This window comes from Streptomyces sp. NBC_01294, assembly GCF_035917235.1.
Classification (GTDB): Bacteria; Actinomycetota; Actinomycetes; order Streptomycetales; family Streptomycetaceae; genus Streptomyces; species Streptomyces caledonius.
The window spans coordinates 988,397-1,005,377 of record NZ_CP108423.1; the positions used below are offsets into that span (position 1 = coordinate 988,397).

At 73.5% G+C, this 16,981-nt stretch carries 14 protein-coding genes and 1 pseudogene; 6 read left to right on the forward strand and 9 right to left on the reverse strand.

Going from position 1 to position 16,981, the window contains the following annotated elements; translation table 11 throughout:
• Positions 1 to 213: 213 nt before the first annotated feature.
• Complete coding sequence (locus OG534_RS04775; RefSeq protein ID WP_326586814.1) at positions 214 to 834, forward strand: hypothetical protein; 621 nt, start codon at positions 214 to 216, stop codon at positions 832 to 834.
• A gap of 30 nt (positions 835 to 864) precedes the next feature.
• Here the strand turns inward: OG534_RS04775 and OG534_RS04780 are convergent, their stop codons facing one another.
• The 4 genes and pseudogenes from OG534_RS04780 to OG534_RS04795 all read right to left on the reverse strand — a co-directional run bounded on the left by OG534_RS04780 (position 865) and on the right by OG534_RS04795 (position 3,109).
• On the reverse strand, positions 865 to 1,497 hold the full coding sequence (locus OG534_RS04780) for a hypothetical protein (RefSeq protein WP_326586815.1): 633 nt from the start codon (positions 1,495 to 1,497) through the stop codon (positions 865 to 867).
• 139 nt (positions 1,498 to 1,636) lie between these two features.
• Positions 1,637 to 2,025: pseudogene (locus OG534_RS04785) on the reverse strand (GyrI-like domain-containing protein); the annotation flags it as partial.
• Between the two features lie 45 nt (positions 2,026 to 2,070).
• A complete protein-coding gene (locus OG534_RS04790) occupies positions 2,071 to 2,628 on the reverse strand; it encodes a hypothetical protein (RefSeq protein WP_326586816.1) in 558 nt (185 codons plus the stop codon).
• A gap of 115 nt (positions 2,629 to 2,743) precedes the next feature.
• Entirely contained in the window at positions 2,744 to 3,109 is a 366-nt protein-coding gene (locus OG534_RS04795) for a hypothetical protein (protein ID WP_326586817.1), read from the reverse strand.
• Between the two features lie 190 nt (positions 3,110 to 3,299).
• Here OG534_RS04795 and OG534_RS04800 point away from each other — a divergent pair, with 190 nt between their 5' ends.
• Positions 3,300 to 3,773, forward strand: a complete 474-nt coding sequence (locus OG534_RS04800) for a universal stress protein (protein WP_326586818.1) — start codon at positions 3,300 to 3,302, stop codon at positions 3,771 to 3,773.
• Between the two features lie 43 nt (positions 3,774 to 3,816).
• Here OG534_RS04800 and OG534_RS04805 read toward each other — a convergent pair whose 3' ends face one another.
• The gene (locus OG534_RS04805) at positions 3,817 to 4,758 is read right to left on the reverse strand and encodes a serine/threonine dehydratase (RefSeq protein ID WP_326586819.1); all 942 of its coding nucleotides are present in this window, start codon (positions 4,756 to 4,758) and stop codon (positions 3,817 to 3,819) included.
• Between the two features lie 14 nt (positions 4,759 to 4,772).
• On the reverse strand, positions 4,773 to 5,450 hold the full coding sequence (locus OG534_RS04810; protein ID WP_326586820.1) for a TetR/AcrR family transcriptional regulator: 678 nt from the start codon (positions 5,448 to 5,450) through the stop codon (positions 4,773 to 4,775).
• Between the two features lie 180 nt (positions 5,451 to 5,630).
• Here OG534_RS04810 and OG534_RS04815 point away from each other — a divergent pair, with 180 nt between their 5' ends.
• The 4 genes from OG534_RS04815 (at position 5,631) to OG534_RS04830 (ending at position 12,815) form a co-directional block, all read left to right on the forward strand.
• The gene (locus OG534_RS04815; protein ID WP_326586821.1) at positions 5,631 to 7,319 is read left to right on the forward strand and encodes a ricin-type beta-trefoil lectin domain protein; all 1,689 of its coding nucleotides are present in this window, start codon (positions 5,631 to 5,633) and stop codon (positions 7,317 to 7,319) included.
• Positions 7,320 to 7,347: 28 nt separating this feature from the next.
• Positions 7,348 to 9,795: an alpha-N-acetylglucosaminidase gene (locus tag OG534_RS04820; protein WP_326586822.1), complete on the forward strand. Its 2,448-nt coding sequence runs from the start codon at positions 7,348 to 7,350 to the stop codon at positions 9,793 to 9,795.
• A 114-nt stretch (positions 9,796 to 9,909) separates the two neighbouring features.
• Complete coding sequence (locus tag OG534_RS04825; RefSeq protein ID WP_442807213.1) at positions 9,910 to 11,469, forward strand: molybdopterin-dependent oxidoreductase; 1,560 nt, start codon at positions 9,910 to 9,912, stop codon at positions 11,467 to 11,469.
• 170 nt (positions 11,470 to 11,639) lie between these two features.
• Positions 11,640 to 12,815, forward strand: a complete 1,176-nt coding sequence (locus OG534_RS04830; RefSeq protein ID WP_326586824.1) for a serine hydrolase domain-containing protein — start codon at positions 11,640 to 11,642, stop codon at positions 12,813 to 12,815.
• A 48-nt stretch (positions 12,816 to 12,863) separates the two neighbouring features.
• Here the strand turns inward: OG534_RS04830 and OG534_RS04835 are convergent, their stop codons facing one another.
• The 3 genes from OG534_RS04835 to OG534_RS04845 form a co-directional block, all read right to left on the reverse strand.
• A complete protein-coding gene (locus OG534_RS04835) occupies positions 12,864 to 14,144 on the reverse strand; it encodes a cytochrome P450 family protein (RefSeq protein WP_326586825.1) in 1,281 nt (426 codons plus the stop codon).
• An 89-nt stretch (positions 14,145 to 14,233) separates the two neighbouring features.
• Positions 14,234 to 15,520 (reverse strand): putative Ig domain-containing protein, encoded by a 1,287-nt coding sequence (locus OG534_RS04840; RefSeq protein WP_326586826.1) that lies wholly within the window; start codon positions 15,518 to 15,520, stop codon positions 14,234 to 14,236.
• 89 nt (positions 15,521 to 15,609) lie between these two features.
• The gene (locus tag OG534_RS04845) at positions 15,610 to 16,503 is read right to left on the reverse strand and encodes a LysR family transcriptional regulator (RefSeq protein ID WP_326586827.1); all 894 of its coding nucleotides are present in this window, start codon (positions 16,501 to 16,503) and stop codon (positions 15,610 to 15,612) included.
• Positions 16,504 to 16,981 lie beyond the last annotated feature (478 nt).

The window sequence follows — 16,981 nt, forward strand, 5'->3', positions numbered from 1 at the left end:
AATGCGCTTTACCCGGCCGCCACGAAACCGCTTTACCTCACCTCCCGCACCGGAGAATCCGCGGCGGCGGCCACGGGCGACCCGCACGCCACCGAGGGGCTCTGATAGCTTGAACGCGTTCAGTTGAACGCGTTCAGTGATTCGGGGGGTGCGGCCATAGAGGCCGGACAGGAGAGCGCCAGACCGGTCCACCGGGTGCAACAGGCCCTCGCGGTGAGCGCGGCGTTCGGCGCCGTGTGTGTGGTGCTGTGGGGGCTGGACGCCACGCGGTTCGCGGGGCTGTACGTCGTCATCGGCGGGGCCGTCGCGGCTCCCCTGTTCTGCACGCGCCGCGCGCAGGCCTTCGTGCCCGCCTGTCTGATCGCGGGATGCACACTGCTCGCCTGCGGGGTGCTGTTCTTCCTCCTGGGTGTCTTCCTGTTCTGGCCGTCGGCGCTGCTCCTCCTGCTGGCCTCGTTCGCAGATCCCCGCAGGCACCCGGTCGCCGGGCGGATCTCGGGAGGCCTCGGCGCCCTGGTGACCGCGGGGGTGCTCGCGGGCTCCCTCGCCTACGGCTGGCACGTCCACCTCGGCCCCGCCCTGGCCACGCCGCACACGTTCCGGGCGGCGACCGACCCCGGCTGGTTCCGCAACGGGCTCGGGGACACCGACGAGCGGCTTCGTCGGTTCGGGGCGACGAGTGTGACCGGTTCGGAGTCGGACGAGGGTTCCTACCTGGAGGTCCGTTTCACCGACGGCCTCTCCCATACTCAGCGCGCGGAGCTGAAGCGGGAGATCGCACAACTACCCGGCGTCCGCGGGGTCGAACTGTGTCCGGTACGCGACTGCGGCTGACCGGCGGCGGATGTGCGCCTCGGCCCGGGATCAGGCAGGGCGGCGACCTGCGGGTACCGGGCCGGCGGCGCCCCGTGCCGGCGGGGCGGGCACACGGCGACGCAGGGGTGCGAAGGCCAGGAGGTAGCAGAGACCGCCGAGCGGCATGAGGTCCAGGCTCGCCGCCATCGCGACCGTACCCAGCACGAAGAGCACCAGGGAGCGGACCGCGCCCGGACCCCTGAGCGTGGCGAGCAGGGTGATCATCCCCAGGTAGAGGAAGAGCGGACCGACGGTGTACACGGCCGGCAGCACCCCGGGCACGTCCTGCACCTGGGCGAAGATCTCCTTCATCTCCGGCTTGTCGGCGGCCCGGAATCCCGCGTACAGGTCGATCACGGCCTGGGCGGCGGCCGCGGTCACGCCGACCAGACCGGCCACCGCCCCGGCCCGTGCCACCGCCCGCCGGGCCGGTCCGCCGGAAGCGGCCACCGTTCGGCGCAGCCCCTCGCAGACCACCCCGAAGAGCAACACCCCGAAGAGGAAGGCGAAGTGGCCGGTGATCCACGCGGCGCCGGGCTCCTTGGCCCCCTCCACCAGAAGGCGTACGGATCCGTAGACCACGAGGAGGACGGGGGCCGCGACGAAGGAGAACCGGGTGAGTCTTGCTGCGCACTGTGTCATGGCTCCACCCTGCAGCCGGTCCCCGCGCCGCCACCATGGGTGATCACCCCGACAGCACCCTGACCCCGACGGAATGCCGACCAGGGGTCACCTGAGGGTCAGGGTCCGGGTGTTGTGCAGCCTGGTGTGGTGCAGCCGTTCAGAGCGCAGTCCGCTCCACGGGGATCCACAGTTCCGCATCCGCCTGCGTGGCATCCTGCGACAGCCGGGTCCGCAGGATCTCGGGTCCCGGCCGGCTCCGGTACGGATTGGACGGGAACCGGGCGTGAACACGTCCCGCCACAGGTACTGCAGCGCCCGCGGAAACGGCCCAGAGCTCTCGAAGACGGCCCACGTCCCGGCCGGCACGGTGAGCGCATCCATGTCCTCGGGCACGGCCGCCCAGGTCACCACCCCGTGGCAGTAGTCGAGTTCGGTTCCCTCCGCCCGACTCGGGTCGAGGTTGTCACTCGCCCCCACGATCCCCTGCGGCTCCTGACCGGACAGAGCCTGCATGCGCTGCAGCGTCTCCTGCCCGATGCCCCGGATGACGCGTCGGTGCCGCATCGATGCCGTGCCGATGCCGCGGGAGGCTCACGTCCGGAGTTCAGTGGGCTCCTGGGCCGACAGAAGAGTGCGGATCCGGTCGGCGGACGCGGCTTGGGACGCGTGGACCGTCAGCCAGGAGCCGTCCGCGCAGGCGATGTCCACGCGTCGCCGCAGCCGTCGCGGCCGCGGGGTGACCCGCACACCCGCGTGCGCGCAGGAGACCGCTTCCGCCCCGTCCTGCCAGGCGGTCCGCACGGCGACCCTGCCGTCCGCCACGACGAGCAGACAGTCCGCCGCCTCAGCGCGCAGCGCGTCCCTCGACCAGTACGCCGTATGCACCGCAAGGGCGAGTCGTCCCGCATCGCTGTCCCAGCCGCCCCGCATCCCCGGCCCTGCCCACAGCCGCACCAATAGCCGCCAGGCCTTCCGCGCCGGCTCGAACAGCGCGGAGAACGCCGCGACGGGGTCTTCGGGCAGCGAGACCAGGAACCGGAAGAGGAACAGCGAGCCCAGGGACCTCCACCTCTCCCGACGCGAACGCGGCGGCAGACGCCGCACTCCCGGCCGCCGCCCGTACCGCGGCAGCTCCACCCCGAACTCCATGCCTCACACCCCCAACGGAAACCCACGGAACTCCAGGCCGCCACGGCGCTCGCGAAGACATCGGGGCTGTCGAACCGACGTCGGTGCACGGAGCGTCCGGGCTCGGCCGGAGGGCCTACTGCATCGGGTATTCCATCTTCTCCGCGAGCTTGCCGTCCTTGAAGCAGAAGCGGAGCACCGTCTCCTTGCCGTTCTTGGGGTCGCCGCTGGAGAGGTACCAGGAGCAGGTGCTGCCCTCGGGCTCGCCCGGGCCGCCGTCCTTGAGGGCGCTCTTGACGAAGCTCTCGCCCGACGGGAGCTTGCCGCGGACCTCGTCCTCCGGGTCGCCGGTCTTCACGGCCTCGTAGACCGCGGGGTCGAGGAGGGTCTGGTCCGCCATGTCGAGGACCTTCCCCATGCCGAAGACCACGGCCACCACGAGGCCCACGCCCAGCACCAGCGCCACCCCGCACCCGATCAGACAACCCTTGCGCTGAGCCACGCCCGTTCCTCCATGTCGTTCCGTGTCCGGCGGCGGTCGCCTGGACACTCACACCCTCGCAACGGGCGGCGGTCCCGGGCTGTCCTCGAAAGTCGTCGGCCGTCGCAACGATCGTCGTTCGAGGCCGGACCCCCGGGTCCGTGTATACAGGGAGGAGATCGACTATTCGGACGAAGCGAGAGGAACCCCCGTGAGTGAGCGCACCATCGAGCCTCTGATCGTCGTCGGCGTGGACGGTTCGAACCATTCCAAGGAGGCCGTGCGCTGGGCCGTCGCGCAGGCCGCGCTGATCGGTGGCCGGGTACACGCCGTCATGGCCTGGGACTGGAACCCCAATCCGTTCGCCATCGACCCGGCGGCCGCCGGTGTCGCCGACGCCGGGGCGGTGACGGCCGAGGAGGCGGCCCGCCGGAAGCTGGCGGACACCGTCACCGCGGCCGTCGGCGCCTCGCCCGGCGTGCCGGTGTTCCGTCGCGTCGAACAGGGCACCCCCGCACAGGTCCTGGTCGACGCCTCGAAGGAGGCGGACCTGACGGTGGTCGGCACGCGCGGGTACGGCGGCTTCAAGGGCGCGCTGCTGGGATCGGTGAGCCAGCAGGTGGTGCAGTACTCCGCGGGCACGGTCGTGGTCGTCCGCGAGGGCGGGGCCGAGGACGACGACTGACGGCGCGACACCTCCCGGGGCGGGCGCACCGCGCTGCACGCGCTCAGGCCGCGGGGGTCACCAGGTCCCCGGGGTCCGTGTTGGCCCCGCAGAGGATGACGGCGACCCGCTCGCCCAGCGGCTGCGGCGCACCGCGCAGCGCCGCCGACGCGGTGGCCGCACCCGCCTCGACCACAATCCGGTGCTCCTCCCAGAGCGCGCGCCGGGCGGCCGTGATCTCCACGTCGGACACGAGGACCGACGTCACGTTCTTCTGCTGCGCCGCGGCCAGCGCGTCCGCCGAGACCCGGGTGGCCCCCAGGGAGTCGGCGGCCACGGAGTCCACGGCCACGTCCACGACCCGGCCCGCCGCCAGGGCGGCGTTCAGGGCCCGGCTGTTCTCCGGCTCGACCGCGACCACGTGGACGCCGTGTTCGCGCGCGGCCGTGGCCACGCCGGCGAACAGCCCGCCGCCGCCGACCGCGACGACCACGGTGTCCAGTCCGGGCAGGGTGGCCCGGATCTCGTCGAGCAGCGTTCCGGCGCCCGCCGCGATGAGCGGGTGGTCGTAGGCGTGGCTGCTGAGGGCTCCGCTCTCGGCGGCGAACTCCTCGCAGGCGGCAAGCGCTTCGGCGTACCGGTCGCCGACGAGCCGTACCTCGGCCCCGTATCCGCGCAGCCGTTCCACTTTCACGCGCGGGGCGTTGGCGGGCAGGAACACGGTCGCGGGCACGGACAGCGCGCGGGCCGACCAGGCGCAGGCGAGTCCGGCGTTGCCGCCGGAGGCGATGGTGACGCCGGCGGCCGGCAGGACGCCGGTCTCGTGGTGGGCGGCGAGGAAGTTGCGGGCGCCGCGCGCCTTGAAGGTGCCGGTGTACTGGAGGTACTCCAGCGCGTACCAGACCCCGTCGGCCGCGGGCGCCACCGTGACGGGCCGTATCCCGCCGGCGATCCGGGCGGCGGCGGCGCGTACGGCCGCGTAGTCGAGCTGCTGTGCCGGTTCCATGGACTGTCTCCCCATCAGGTGGTGGGCCGGGCGGGCGGGGCGGGCGGGGCAGGCAGCGCGGACCGGGCGGCCTCGATCAGCTGGCGCAGGGCGCCGTAGTACACCTCGTGGTCCGTCAGGGCGGGCAGTACGTCGGGCAGTCCGCCGGCGAGCACGGGGAACTCCTTCGGATCCAGCGCGGCCAGGGCCGCCCGCGAGGCGGCGGTGGCTCCGTCCGGATCCCGGTGGTCCACGAAGGCCGCGCTGCCGAGGGTGAGCAGGTACATCCGGCGGTAGACGGTCATCGCCTCGGCGGCGCTCATCCCCGCGGCCGTGCTGTCGGCGAGGGCGGGCTCGACGAGCCGGGCCAGCAGCTGCCGCCCGAGCCAGGGCCGGCCGCCGCGCAGCACCAGCAGGCCGGGGTGGGCGATGAGCAGCAGGTACAGCGCACGGAAGCGCTGCTCGGCGGCCTGCGCCCAGTCGGTGCTGGCGGGGATCTCCGGGAGCTGCGCGGCGAGGTGCTCGGTGCACAGGTCGAGCAGCCCGGCGAGATCGGTGCAGCGGCGCTGGACGGTGGCGTGGGAGACGTCGAGCCGGTCGGCGAGGGTGCGGAAGCTCAGGCGCTGCGGCCCTTCCTCGTCGAGGATCCGCAGGGCGGTGACGGCGATGGCCTCGGGGGTCGCGCGGTCCAGCGCTGCTGATCGTCTCGGCATGAGATACACCGTAACATACGACGTATCGACCGCCGTACGTTACGCCGTACCACCTCTTTCGTGTGACACCGATTGCAGCCATATTGCTGGTCATTGGCTGACAATCGGCGACTTTTGTTGACAGTGGGTAATCGCCTCGCTGCACTGGGCGCACGACTGCCCCCACGTCAAGGAGACTCCGTGCCGCCTCGCCTGCGTGCGACGCTCCCCTGCCTGACCGCGGCCGCCCTGTTCGCCCTCGCGCTCTCGCCCGCCCCGGTGGCGGCCGACCCCAGGGCGACCTCGGACACCCCGCTCGCGCTCACCCCTCCCATGGGCTGGAACAACTGGGCGCACTACATGTGCGACATCGACGAGGCCAAGGTCGTCGCCAACGCCGACGCGCTCGTGTCGACCGGGCTCGCCGCCAAGGGCTACGACACGGTGACCGTCGACGACTGCTGGATGACCAAGAGCCGGGACGCGGACGGCAACCTGGTCGTCGACACGGCGAAGTTCCCGCACGGCATGGCCTGGCTCGGCGACCACCTGCACGCCAAGGGGCTGAAGTTCGGCATCTACCAGGACGCCGGCTCCCTCACCTGCGAGAAGTACCCCGGCAGCGGAGCCCCCCAGGGCGGCGGCGCGGACCACTACGCGCAGGACGCCCGGCAGTTCGCCTCCTGGAACGTCGACTACGTCAAGATGGACGGCTGCAACCTCTGGGTGCCGGAGGGCAAGACCAAGGAACAGGCCTACCGGGACGCGTACAACGGCGTCGCCAAGGCCCTGCGGGAGAGCGGCCGCGACATGGTCCTGTCGGCCTCCGCGCCCGCCTACTTCCAGCAGGGCGAGTGGGGCGGCTCCGACTGGCACAAGGTCCTCGGCTGGGTCGGCGAGACCGGCCAGCTGTGGCGCGAGGGCAAGGACATCAAGGTCTACAACCCGGCCACCCCCGCCACCTCCCGGTGGGGCTCGGTCATGGGCAACTACGGCTACAACCGCTGGCTCGGCCGGTACGCGGGCCCCGGCAACTGGAACGACCCCGACTTCCTGATCGCGGGCGCCCCCGGGCTCACGGCGGCCGAGAGCCGCAGCCAGGTCGCCCTCTGGGCCATGATGGCGTCCCCCTTCATCCTGTCCTCGGACGTCTCGAAGCTGACCCCCGCGGGGCTCGCGGCCCTCGGCAACACCCGGATGATCGAGCTGGACCAGGACCCGATGGGCCGTCAGGGCGCCGTGGTCTCCTCCAACGCCACCTTCGAGATCCTGGTCAGGCCGCTCGCGAACGGCGACCGCGCCGTGGCCGTGCTCAACCGCTCGGCCAACACCCGGGACATCAACGTGCCGCTCGACGAGTTCGGGCTGACCGACTGCACGGCCGACGCGCAGGACCTGTGGACCGGGACGCGCCGTACGGTCTCCGGCACGCTGACCGGCAAGGTGGCCGGGCACGACACCGGGGTCTGGCGGCTCACCACGCGCGGCTGCGCCGATGCCGTGCCCACCGGACAGATCGTCGGTGACGGCGCCAGGTGCGCCGACGGGGCCAACACCACGGGCGTCGGCGCCGTCGTCATGGCCACCTGCACCGGTGCCCCCGACCAGCGGTGGGTCCTGGGCGAGGACGCGAGCGTGCGGCTGGCCGGAGAGTGCCTGTCGGCGGGCGAGGACGGCCTGGTGGAGCTGGCCGACTGCGGGCCCCTGCAGGAGCGGCAGCCCGGCCAGAACTGGACGCACCGCCGCGACGGCGCCCTCGTGGAGGAGACCGGCGGGCTGTGCCTGACGGCCCCCGCCGCGGCCGCCACCCCGGACGCCCCGGCCGCGCGGCTGCGGCTGGCCCCCTGCGGCGACCACCGGGTCGACCAGGCCTGGGCCCTACCGGTCTGACGGCCCGGCGAAACGGATGAGGAACCCGATGCCACGAAGCGGGCGCCGCCTGCCCGCCACCCGCCCGGTCGCCCGCGCCGCTCTTCCCGCGGCCCTGCTGGCCCTGGTCTGCGCGGGGCCCGCGCCCGGGGCCACCGCCCCGGGCGCGGGGTCGCCCGCACGTGCCGACGTACGGACGGACGTGCGCATGGACGCGCGGAGGGACGGACGGCCGGATGTACGGTCGGATGTACAGGCCGATGTACGGCCGGATGTACGACCGGATGTACGGCCACACGGGCAGCCGGACGGGCGGGCCGGGGTACGGGCCGCCTCGTACGCGGCCGCCTCGTCCCCAGGTGCTGCGCACGCGGGCGCGCCCCGGGCCCGCACGTTCGACACCGCGCCCGCGCGGGCCGCCCTGCAGCGGCTGCTCCCGCGCCACTCCGGGCAGTTCACCCTGGTGCCCGACCCGGCCGCCGGCGCCGACACCTTCACCGTGTCCGGGACGGCCGGCGCGATCACCGTGCGCGGCAGCACCGGGGCCACCCTGCTCACGGGCGTCGGCTGGTACCTCCAGCACGTCGCCGGGGCCGACATCGGCTGGCCCGGCGACAGCATCGGCATGCTGCCCGCCCGGCTGCCGGCCGTCCCGACGCCGGTCACCCGCAGCGCACAGGTCCCGCACCGGTACGCGCTCAACGACACCGACGACGGGTACTCCGGCCCGTACCGCTCCTTCGAGGAGCACCAGCGGCAGATCGACCTGCTCGCCCTGCACGGCGTCAACGAGGTGTTCGTGCAGGTGGGGGCCGAGTACCCGTACTACCGGGCGCTCCAGGGCTTCGGCTACTCCGCCGAGGAGCTGCGGCAGTGGATCCCCGGGCCCGGCCACCAGAGCTGGTGGCTGCTGCAGAACCTGAGCGGCTTCGGCGGCCCGGTCTCCGAGCGGCTGCTGCACGAGCGCGCCGAGCTGGGCGGGCGGATCGCCGAGCAGCTGCGCGGGCTCGGCATGACCCCGGTGCTGCCCGGCTACTTCGGCACCGTCCCGCCCGGGTTCGCGGCGCGCAACCCGGGATCCACCACGGTCCCGCAGGGCGACTGGGCGGGCTTCGACCGGCCCGACTGGCTCGATCCCGCCTCGCCGGCGTTCGGGCGGCTGGCCTCCGCGTACTACGCCGAGCAGCGCGCGGTGTTCGGGGACAGCACGATGTACCGGATGAGCCCGCTGCACGAGGGCGGCCAGACCGGCTCGGTCGACGTCGCCGCCGCGGCGGGTGCCATCCAGAACGCGCTGCACGCCGCCCGTCCGGGTGCGCTGTGGGCGGTGCTGGGCTGGCAGGACGACCCGACCGCGGAGCTGCTGGCCGGGGTGGACACCTCGAAGCTGCTCATCCTGGACGGGTTGTCCGACCGCTACAACCGCCTGGACCGCGAGACCCGTTGGGGCGGCGCCCCCTACGCGATGGGCACCATCTACAACTTCGGCGGGCACACCACGATCGGCGCGAACACCTCCGTGTGGATCGAGCGGTTCGGGCCCTGGCGCGCGAAGGGCAACAGCGCGCTCGCCGGGATCGCCTACCTGCCGGAGGCCACCGGGACCAACCCGGCGGCCTTCGACCTCTTCACCGACCTGGCCTGGGAGCCGGGCACGATCGACCAGCGCAAATGGTTCGCCGACTTCGCGGCCCGCCGCTACGGCCGCCCCGACCCCGCGGCCGCCGCGGCCTGGGAGGAGCTGCGCAAGGGGCCGTACAGCACCTCCTCGGGGCTGTGGTCGGAGTCGCAGGACAGCCTGTTCACCGCCCGGCCGAGCCTGACCGCGGTGGGGGCGGCGTACTGGAGCCCCAAGTCCCTGCGCTACCCGCCCGGTTCGGTGCGCGGGGCCCTGGACCACCTGCTCAGGGTGGATCCGGGGCTGCGCGGCTCCAGCGCCTACCGCTTCGACCTGGTGGACACCGCCCGGCAGGCCCTCGCCAACCACTCCCGGGTGCTGCTCCCGAAGATCAAGGCGGCCTACGAGGCCGAGGACCTGACCCGGTTCCGGTCCCTGACGGCCGAATGGCAGGACGCGATGGGGAAGTTGGAGGCGGTGACGGGCTCCGACCCGAACTTCCTCCTCGGCACCTGGCTCGCCGGGGCCCGCTCCTGGGGCACCGACCGGGCCGAGCAGGACCGCCACGAGTACGACGCCCGCTCGCTCCTCAGCGTGTGGGGCCGCCGCAGCACCAGCGAGGGCGGTTTCCTGCACGACTACGCGAACCGCGAATGGAACGGCCTGGTCTCGGAGCTGTACGCCCGGCGGTGGGCGGCCTACTTCGCGTCGCTGGACGAGGCGCTGGTGGGGAAGACCGCGCCGCGCGCGATCGACTGGCACGCCTTCGAGGAGGAGTGGGCGGGGCGGACCACCCGGCATCCGGACCGGCCGAGCGGAGACCCGTACCGCCTGGCCGCGGCCATCGCGGCGGCCCTGCCGACGGCCCCCGCCGGCTGACCCCGGACCCCGGCCTGCGACGACACTCCCCCGTGGCGGCGGCGCGGAGACCCGGGGCCGGGGCACACTGGCCGTGTGAAGGCAGACCCGAGCCGCTCCGGGCGGCCGCGGCGCGTGCCGGTCGCGCGGGGCGCGGTCAGCGGGCTCGCCGCCGCGTTCGCCGGGCTGGCCTCGGCGGAGCTGACCGCGGCGGCCGTCCGGCCCGAGGCCGCCCCGGTCACGGCCGTCGGCGCGGCGCTGGTCGACCTGACGCCGGTGGCCGTCAGGGAGTGGGCCATCCGGCTGTTCGGCACCAGCGACAAGCTGGTGCTGACCCTCGGCATCATCGTCGTCCTGGCCCTGGTCGCCGTCGGGACCGGGCTGCTCGCCGTACGCCGGCTTCCCGCCGGGATCGCGGTCACCGGCGGTTTCGGGGTGCTGGGGGCCGTCGCCGCGCTCAGCCGGCCCGAGGCCTCCTGGCGGGACGCGCTGCCGTCGCTGGTGGGCGCGGCGGCCGCGGCCGCGGTGCTCTGCCTGCTGGTCACGGCGGCTCGGCGGCCGCCGCCGGCCTGGGCCCCGGACCGCGGGGCCCGGGCGATGGACCGGCGCGGCTTCGGTCGGTTGGTCGCCGCCGTCGTGGTGGCGTCGGCCGGGGCGACATGGGCCGGACGGCGCCTGGGCGCCCACGGTTCGGCCGGAGCCACCGCCTCTCGGGCCCGCTTCGTCCTGCCCCGGCCCACCGTGCCCGCGCCGCCGGTGCCTGCCGGCGCGGACCTGCGGGTGCCCGGGGTCTCCCCCTTCCTCACCCCCAACGGGGACTTCTACCGGGTGGACACCGCCCTGGTCGTCCCCCGCGTGGACGCGGACACCTGGCGGCTGCGCATCCACGGGGAGGGCGTCGCGCGCCCCCTCACGCTCGACCTGCGGCAGCTGCTCGCACGCCCCCTGGTCGAGCACGACATCACCCTCACCTGCGTGTCCAACGAGGTCGGGGGGCCGTACGCGGGCAACGCGCGCTGGCTCGGCGTACGCCTCGGGGACCTGCTCCGCGAGGCGGGGGTGCGGCCGCCGTCCCAGGGCGGCCGGGCCGACCAGCTGGTGGCGCGGTCGGTGGACGGCATGACGCTGGGCACGCCCGTCGAGGCGGTGATGGACGGCCGGGCGGCGCTGCTGGCCGTCGGCATGAACGGCGAGCCGCTGCCCTTCGCGCACGGTTTCCCCGTCCGGATGGTCGTACCGGGCCTGTACGGGTACGTCTCCGCCTGCAAATGGCTGAGCGAGCTGCGGCTGACCACCTTCGCCGCGTACGACGCCTACTGGGTGCGGCGGTCCTGGGCCCAGCAGGCCCCGGTCAAGACGCAGTCGCGGATCGACACCCCGCGCCCGTACGCCGACCTGGCGCCGGGCCGGGTGGCGGTCGCCGGGGTGGCGTGGGCGCAGCACCGGGGCATCGAGCGGGTGGAGGTACGGGTGGACGGCGGCCCCTGGCAGCAGGCGCGGCTCGGCGCCTCGGACGGCGTCGACACCTGGCGGCAGTGGGTGTGGCCGTGGGAGGCGACGGCCGGGCGGCACACGCTGGAGGTCCGTGCGACGGACGGCACGGGCGCCGTCCAGACGGGGGTCGCCACCGGCACCGTGCCCGACGGGGCGACGGGGTGGCACGCGGTGGACGTGAGCGTCCGGGCTCCGGGCTGAACGGGCGCGGCGCCCCCCTTCGCCGTGGTGATCCCGGAGATCCGTCCCGGCGGGGTGTCACTCCTGGAGCGCCTCCGGAGCGCGGCGGGCGGCACCCGCCGATAGCCTGCGCGATGAGGCCTGCGAACGCGAGGTGGGGGAATTTCGCCTTCGACCCGCATGGAGGCACCGTGCGCAGTTCCAAGACCGTCACCCTCGTCTGCCTGGGCCTTCTCCTGGGCGTTCTGCCGGCGGCCGGCTGCACCGTGAGCCGGGCCGAGGGCGCTGCTCAGGAATGCCCGGCCGGCCAGGTGTCGCGCGGCGGCACGTGCATCGCGGCCGACACGGCGGAGTTCACCGCGCGGCAGGTGACCGAGGCGCTGAAGAAGTACAAGCTCACCGCGGCGATGGCCGAGGTGTGGGTCGACGGTGAACGGGTCTCGGCCGCCGCGGCGGGGGAAACGATGACCGGCTTCCCCGCGAAGACGGACATGCGGTTCCGCATCGGGTCGGTCGCCATCCCCTATATGACGACCGCGCTGCTCAAGCTGGTCGACGAGGGCAAGGTCACGCTCGACGACAAGCTCTCCCGCTGGCGCCCGGACCTTCCGCACGCGGACGAGATCACGCTGAAGATGCTGGCGTCCGCGTCCTCCGGGTACGCGGACTACGTCACGGACAAGGCCTTCATCGCCGCTCTCTACAAGAACCCCTTCCGGCACTGGACCGGGGAGGAGCGCGTGCAGATCGCGGTCTCCAAGCCCCTGGTGCGGCCCCCCGGTTCGGGCTTCGCCTACTCGCACGCCAACTGGGTCCTCCTGGGCGACATCATTTCCAGGGTGGAGCAGAGGCCCCTGGGGGAGGTGATGCGCGAGGACGTCCTCGAACCGATGGGCTTGACCCACACCGCCATCTCGTCCAGGGCCGAGATCCCCGCGCCGGTGCTGCACGGCTTCGACAACGAGCGGGGCGTCTTCGAGGACGCCACCTACTGGAATCCGTCGTGGACGGTGGCGGAGGGGGCGGTGATGACCGGAACGCTGGAGGACATGGCGAAGTCCTTCGCGGCGATCGGCGAGGGAAAGCTGCTGACGCCCGCGTCGCACCAGCTTCAGCTCACCCCCGTCGTCGAGATCAAGGGGACTGCCTGGTTCGCCCTGGGTCTGCCGGTGCAGAACACCTGGATCCTCCAGAACCCGTCCTTCGCCGGCTACGCGGGCACGGTCGCCTACCTGCCGTCCAAGAAGATCGCCATCGCGACGGTGGCGACCCAGGGGCTGGGCAGCACCGTCCAGAACGCGAGCTCGAACGTGCTGCAGGCGATCGCCGACCACGTGGCCCCGGAACGGCCCCTGAGCCTGGGCTGACGAGCCACCCGCCGCGGTCCGGCCCCGGCGGGTGGAGGTGTCCGGGACCTATCGGTGAACCGGGCGGGCCAGGCGGACCGGCAGCGACTCGACGCTGTTGCCGATGAAGCTGCGCTGGTGCGGGAGTTCGGCCTCGGGGGTCGCGAGGTCGAGGTCGGGGAAGCGGGTGAACAGCCGCTCCAGGGCGGTGGTGGCCTCCAGTCGGGCGAGCGGGGCGCCCACGCAGTAGTGCGCCCCGTGACCGAAGGAGAGGGTGCGGGCGGCCGTGGGGCGGGTGAGGTCGAAGCGGTCGGCGTCGGGGCCGTGGAAGGCCTCGTCCCGGCCGGCGGCGGTGTAGCCGGCGAGCACCGGCGTGCCCCGCGGGATGACGGTGCCGTCCACGGTCAGGTCGCGGGTGGGGTAGCGGAAGGGGAACCAGCTGATCGGGCCGTCCCAGCGCAGGGTCTCGTCCACCACGTCCGACCAGGTCGCCTCGCCCTCCAGGACGAGGGAGAGCTGATCGCGGTGGGTGCACAGGGCGCGGACCGCGTTGGTGATGAGGTTGAGGGTGGTCTCGTGGCCGGCGATGAGCATCAGGCGCATGGTGCCGATGAGTTCGGCTTCGCTGAGCCGGTCGCCGTCGTCCTCGCGGGCGGCGATCAGGGCGCTGGTGAGGTCGTCGCCCGGGGCCTCCCGGCGGGTGGCGGCGATCGTGCCCATGAGCGCGACGAGTTCGCGTACGGCGGCCATCGCCTCGGCCGGAGTGGTGTCGGTCGCGACGATCACCTGGTTGGAGAGGTGGTGCAGCCGGCCGCGGTGCTCGGGGTTCACGCCGAGCAGCTCGCAGATGACGCTCATCGGGAGCGGCAGCGCGACGTGCTCGCGCAGGTCGGCGACCCCGTCGGGGGCCTCGGCCGCGGCCCGGGCGAGGTCGTCGAGGAGCTCGGCGGTCAGCTCCTCGACGCGCGGCCGCAGCCGTTCGACCTGGCGGGCCGTGAAGGCCTTGCCGACCAGCGAGCGGAGCCGGCGGTGGTCGGCGTCGTCCGCGGTGTGCATGCCCTGGGCGTTGGCGAAGACCCGCAGCGGCCAGTCGCGGGGGATGCTGCCGTCGTGCAGACCAGGGAAGTGCCGTGCGTCCTTGGCCACTTCGGGGTGGGCCAGGAACTCCTTCAGCGCGTCGTGCCCCAGGACGACCGCTCCCGGCACCCCGCCGGGGAGCACGACCTGCGCGACCGGGCCGTGCGCGGCGTGCAGCCGGGCGTTGAGGGCGTGCGGGCAGCCTCCGGCGGGGTCGATCGCGTGCGGGGCGTCCGGAGCCTGCGGGACGGGTGAGATGGGGGACGACGACAAGCCGGCTCTCCTGACCTGGTGAACGGCAACTCGCTCAACAGTGCGGTCTCGGGGGCGGGTTGGACAAGCCCGCCCGCCCCGCCGCGTCCTCAGAACCAGGTGAGGGCCAGCGCGAAGGTGGCGCCGGCGGAGGCTCCGGTGGCGTCGGTCGCGGTGGCGGTGACCTGGACCGTGCCACTGCCCCAGGGCTTGCCGCTGATCCGCCCCGAGGCGCTGTCGAGGGTCAGACCCCAGGGCAGGCCGGTGACGGCGTACCGGACGGGCGGCTTCCCGCCGGTGGCGGTGAGCTGGATGGTGCAGGACTGGTTGAACTTGCACGTCTGCGGACCGGGGTTGGCGAGCTTCAGGCCGCCGGGAGTGGGGGTCGGGGTGGGAGTCGGGGTCGGGGTCGGAGTCGGCGTGGGCGTGGGAGTCGGCGTGGGTGTCGGGGTCGGAGTCGGGGTGGGAGTCGGCGTGGTGCCGCAGGCCGGGGTGGCCTCCGGCGGCAGCGGCACCCGCCAGATCTGTGTGTCGTTCTCCGACCCGACGAGCAGGTTCGCGCAGTCGGCGTACGTCACCGTCTCGCCCTGTGACTGGGCCGGGAGGGCGACGTCCGCGAGCTTGACGCCGGCGGTGTCGTACACGGACGCGGTGTTGGCCCCCAGGGGTCCGCCGCTGCGCAGGGTGTACGAGGCGCCCGACGGCGAGAACGCGCCGTCGGTGGCGAACACCGGGCCGGGCCGGACTGCCGTGAGGGTGTCGACCTGCCCGGTCACGGGCGGAAGGGGGGCCTGGTACAGCTGCCCGGCGGCTCCGATGAGTTTGCTCGCGACATAGAGCCGTCCGGTCACGGGGTCGGCGAGCAGGGACTCTGCGTCGTGCCGGCCGTCGGCGTAGGAGAAGCGGTACGTCACCGGCGTGACGGTGGCGTTGGCGAGCTGATCGGGCTCGGCGAAGCCGTGCACGGTGATCTCGGCGCGCCCGCTGAAGTTGTCCCCGATGTCGCCGACCAGGATCGCCGGGCCGCCCGAGGCGTCCTTGCCGAGGGCCAGGCCCTCCCAGTCGGTGTTGCCGACGCCGGAGACGGTGAAGGTGGCCACCAGCCGGCCGGTGGCGCCGTTGCAGTCGATCGCGAAGACCTGGCTGGTGTTGCCGCTGTCGTTGACGGCGTAGAAGACGCCGGGGTGCTTGCGGCTCATGGCGAGCCCGCTCAGCTCGGCCAGGCCGCCGGGCAGGGTGCACTTCTTCTCGGGCGCGAGGGCTTCGGCGGCCGCCACCGCGGCGGACGGGGCCGGGGAGGCGTTGGCGCTGGTCATCCAGGCGACCGCGGGCAGGATCGTGGCGAGGGCCGCTGTCGCGAGGGCGGCGACCCGTGCAGGTGTCAGGAGTCGGGACATGCCCACCATGTGAGGGGACATCAGATGATGGCGCCAGGCCCAGTCCTCTCCCGTTCGAGCATCGTTCAATGCCGCGGGGGCATGGCCGGTCAGCGCACCGGCTCTCTGACGGGCGCCTTGTGGCCGGCCTGCGCGATGAACGCGCGGGCCGCCCGGCTCAGCGGCCGCCGGGCGTGGGCGATCCCCACCGGGCGCAGCAGGGGCGGCGTGAAGGAGCGGATCTCGGCCCGGCTCCCGAACGCTCTCAACACCACGTCGCGGTACCAGATGAGGGAGCCGCGGCCGTCCGTCACGCCCGTCACCCAGGCGAGGCGTTCGTCGACCTCCAGGGTGGGGACGGGCCGCACGCCGAGGCAGCTGAACATGGCCTCCATCTCGGTGCGCCGGCCGGTTCCGGGGGTGGGCAGCACCATCGGGAGTCCGTCGAGCATGCGCAGCGGCATCGGGTGGGGCAGCGGGGAGCCGATCGGCGAGATCAGCACCACCTCGCGTTCCTGGATGTAGTGCGTCGACAGCTCCTTGTCGACGGGCAGGTCGACCAGGGCCAGCTCCGAGCGCCCCTGGCTCAGTTCCTCGACCAGGGCCTCCCGGCTGTCGTGCTGCTGGAGCCGCACGTCGACGGTCGGGTGCCGCTCGGTGAAGGCCGCGATCAGGTCGGCGGCCAGGTCGAGGGCGAGGGTGGGCGTCGTGACGAGGGTGAGGATGGCCCGGGCGTCCCGGCCGTGCGGGGTCCCGATGTCGTCGATCGCCTCCACCGCGTTGAGCACGGTACGGGCCAGCCGGACCACCCGGGCCCCCTCCGGCGTGAGGTCCACCCCCCTTCCCCGGCGGGCCAGGAGTTCGACGCCCAGATCGCGTTCCATGGCCTGGACGGCCCGGGACAGGGCGGACTGGGCGACGAAGACCGAGGCGGCGGCGCCGGTGATGGACCGGCAGTCGGCGACGGCTACGAGGTAGCGGAGCTGCGCGAGCGTGGGGGTCATGACCGGACGGTAACCGCGCGGGGCTGTACCTGTAAGGGCTCGTCGGGTGAACAACTGACCGGGTCCGGTGCGGCGTTCATGCCCGGCCGGCGGATAGGCATGCCGATGCGGCATGCCCGCGGGGACGCCGTACGCCGGCCCGCACTCCGGGGTCGGCCCGCCCGGGAGGGAAAGCCGCAGGCCACCAGCCGGGCCGAGGCGTCGCGTGGCTCCGCCCGGAGTGGCCCCCGGTCGCTCCGCGTGCAGCGATAACACGAAGCGCCTTACTCCGCATGGCTGTTGACAGTGCACGGCGGCCACCGCACGATGCAACGCGGCGTGAGGGTGTTTTGACCACTGTTCAAGCCCGCCGTACCTGTGGCGGATACCCCGGCCGAAGTGCGAGACGCCGCGCCCCCACCATCTTCGGCCGCTCATCACCTCCGTTTTCCGTTCTTCCGCCCTGCAACGCGCCATGTCACACAGCACTGGAAGAGGA

Coding starts and splice junctions, on each gene's coding strand:
- OG534_RS04780 (WP_326586815.1), bottom strand. CDS start 1,497: ATGACACAGTGCGCAGCAAGACTCACCCGGTTCTCCTTCGTCGCGGCC.
- OG534_RS04790 (WP_326586816.1), bottom strand. CDS start 2,628: ATGGAGTTCGGGGTGGAGCTGCCGCGGTACGGGCGGCGGCCGGGAGTG.
- OG534_RS04805 (WP_326586819.1), bottom strand. CDS start 4,758: ATGGAACCGGCACAGCAGCTCGACTACGCGGCCGTACGCGCCGCCGCC.
- OG534_RS04810 (WP_326586820.1), bottom strand. CDS start 5,450: ATGCCGAGACGATCAGCAGCGCTGGACCGCGCGACCCCCGAGGCCATC.
- OG534_RS04820 (WP_326586822.1), top strand. CDS start 7,348: ATGCCACGAAGCGGGCGCCGCCTGCCCGCCACCCGCCCGGTCGCCCGC.
- OG534_RS04840 (WP_326586826.1), bottom strand. CDS start 15,520: ATGTCCCGACTCCTGACACCTGCACGGGTCGCCGCCCTCGCGACAGCG.
- OG534_RS04845 (WP_326586827.1), bottom strand. CDS start 16,503: ATGACCCCCACGCTCGCGCAGCTCCGCTACCTCGTAGCCGTCGCCGAC.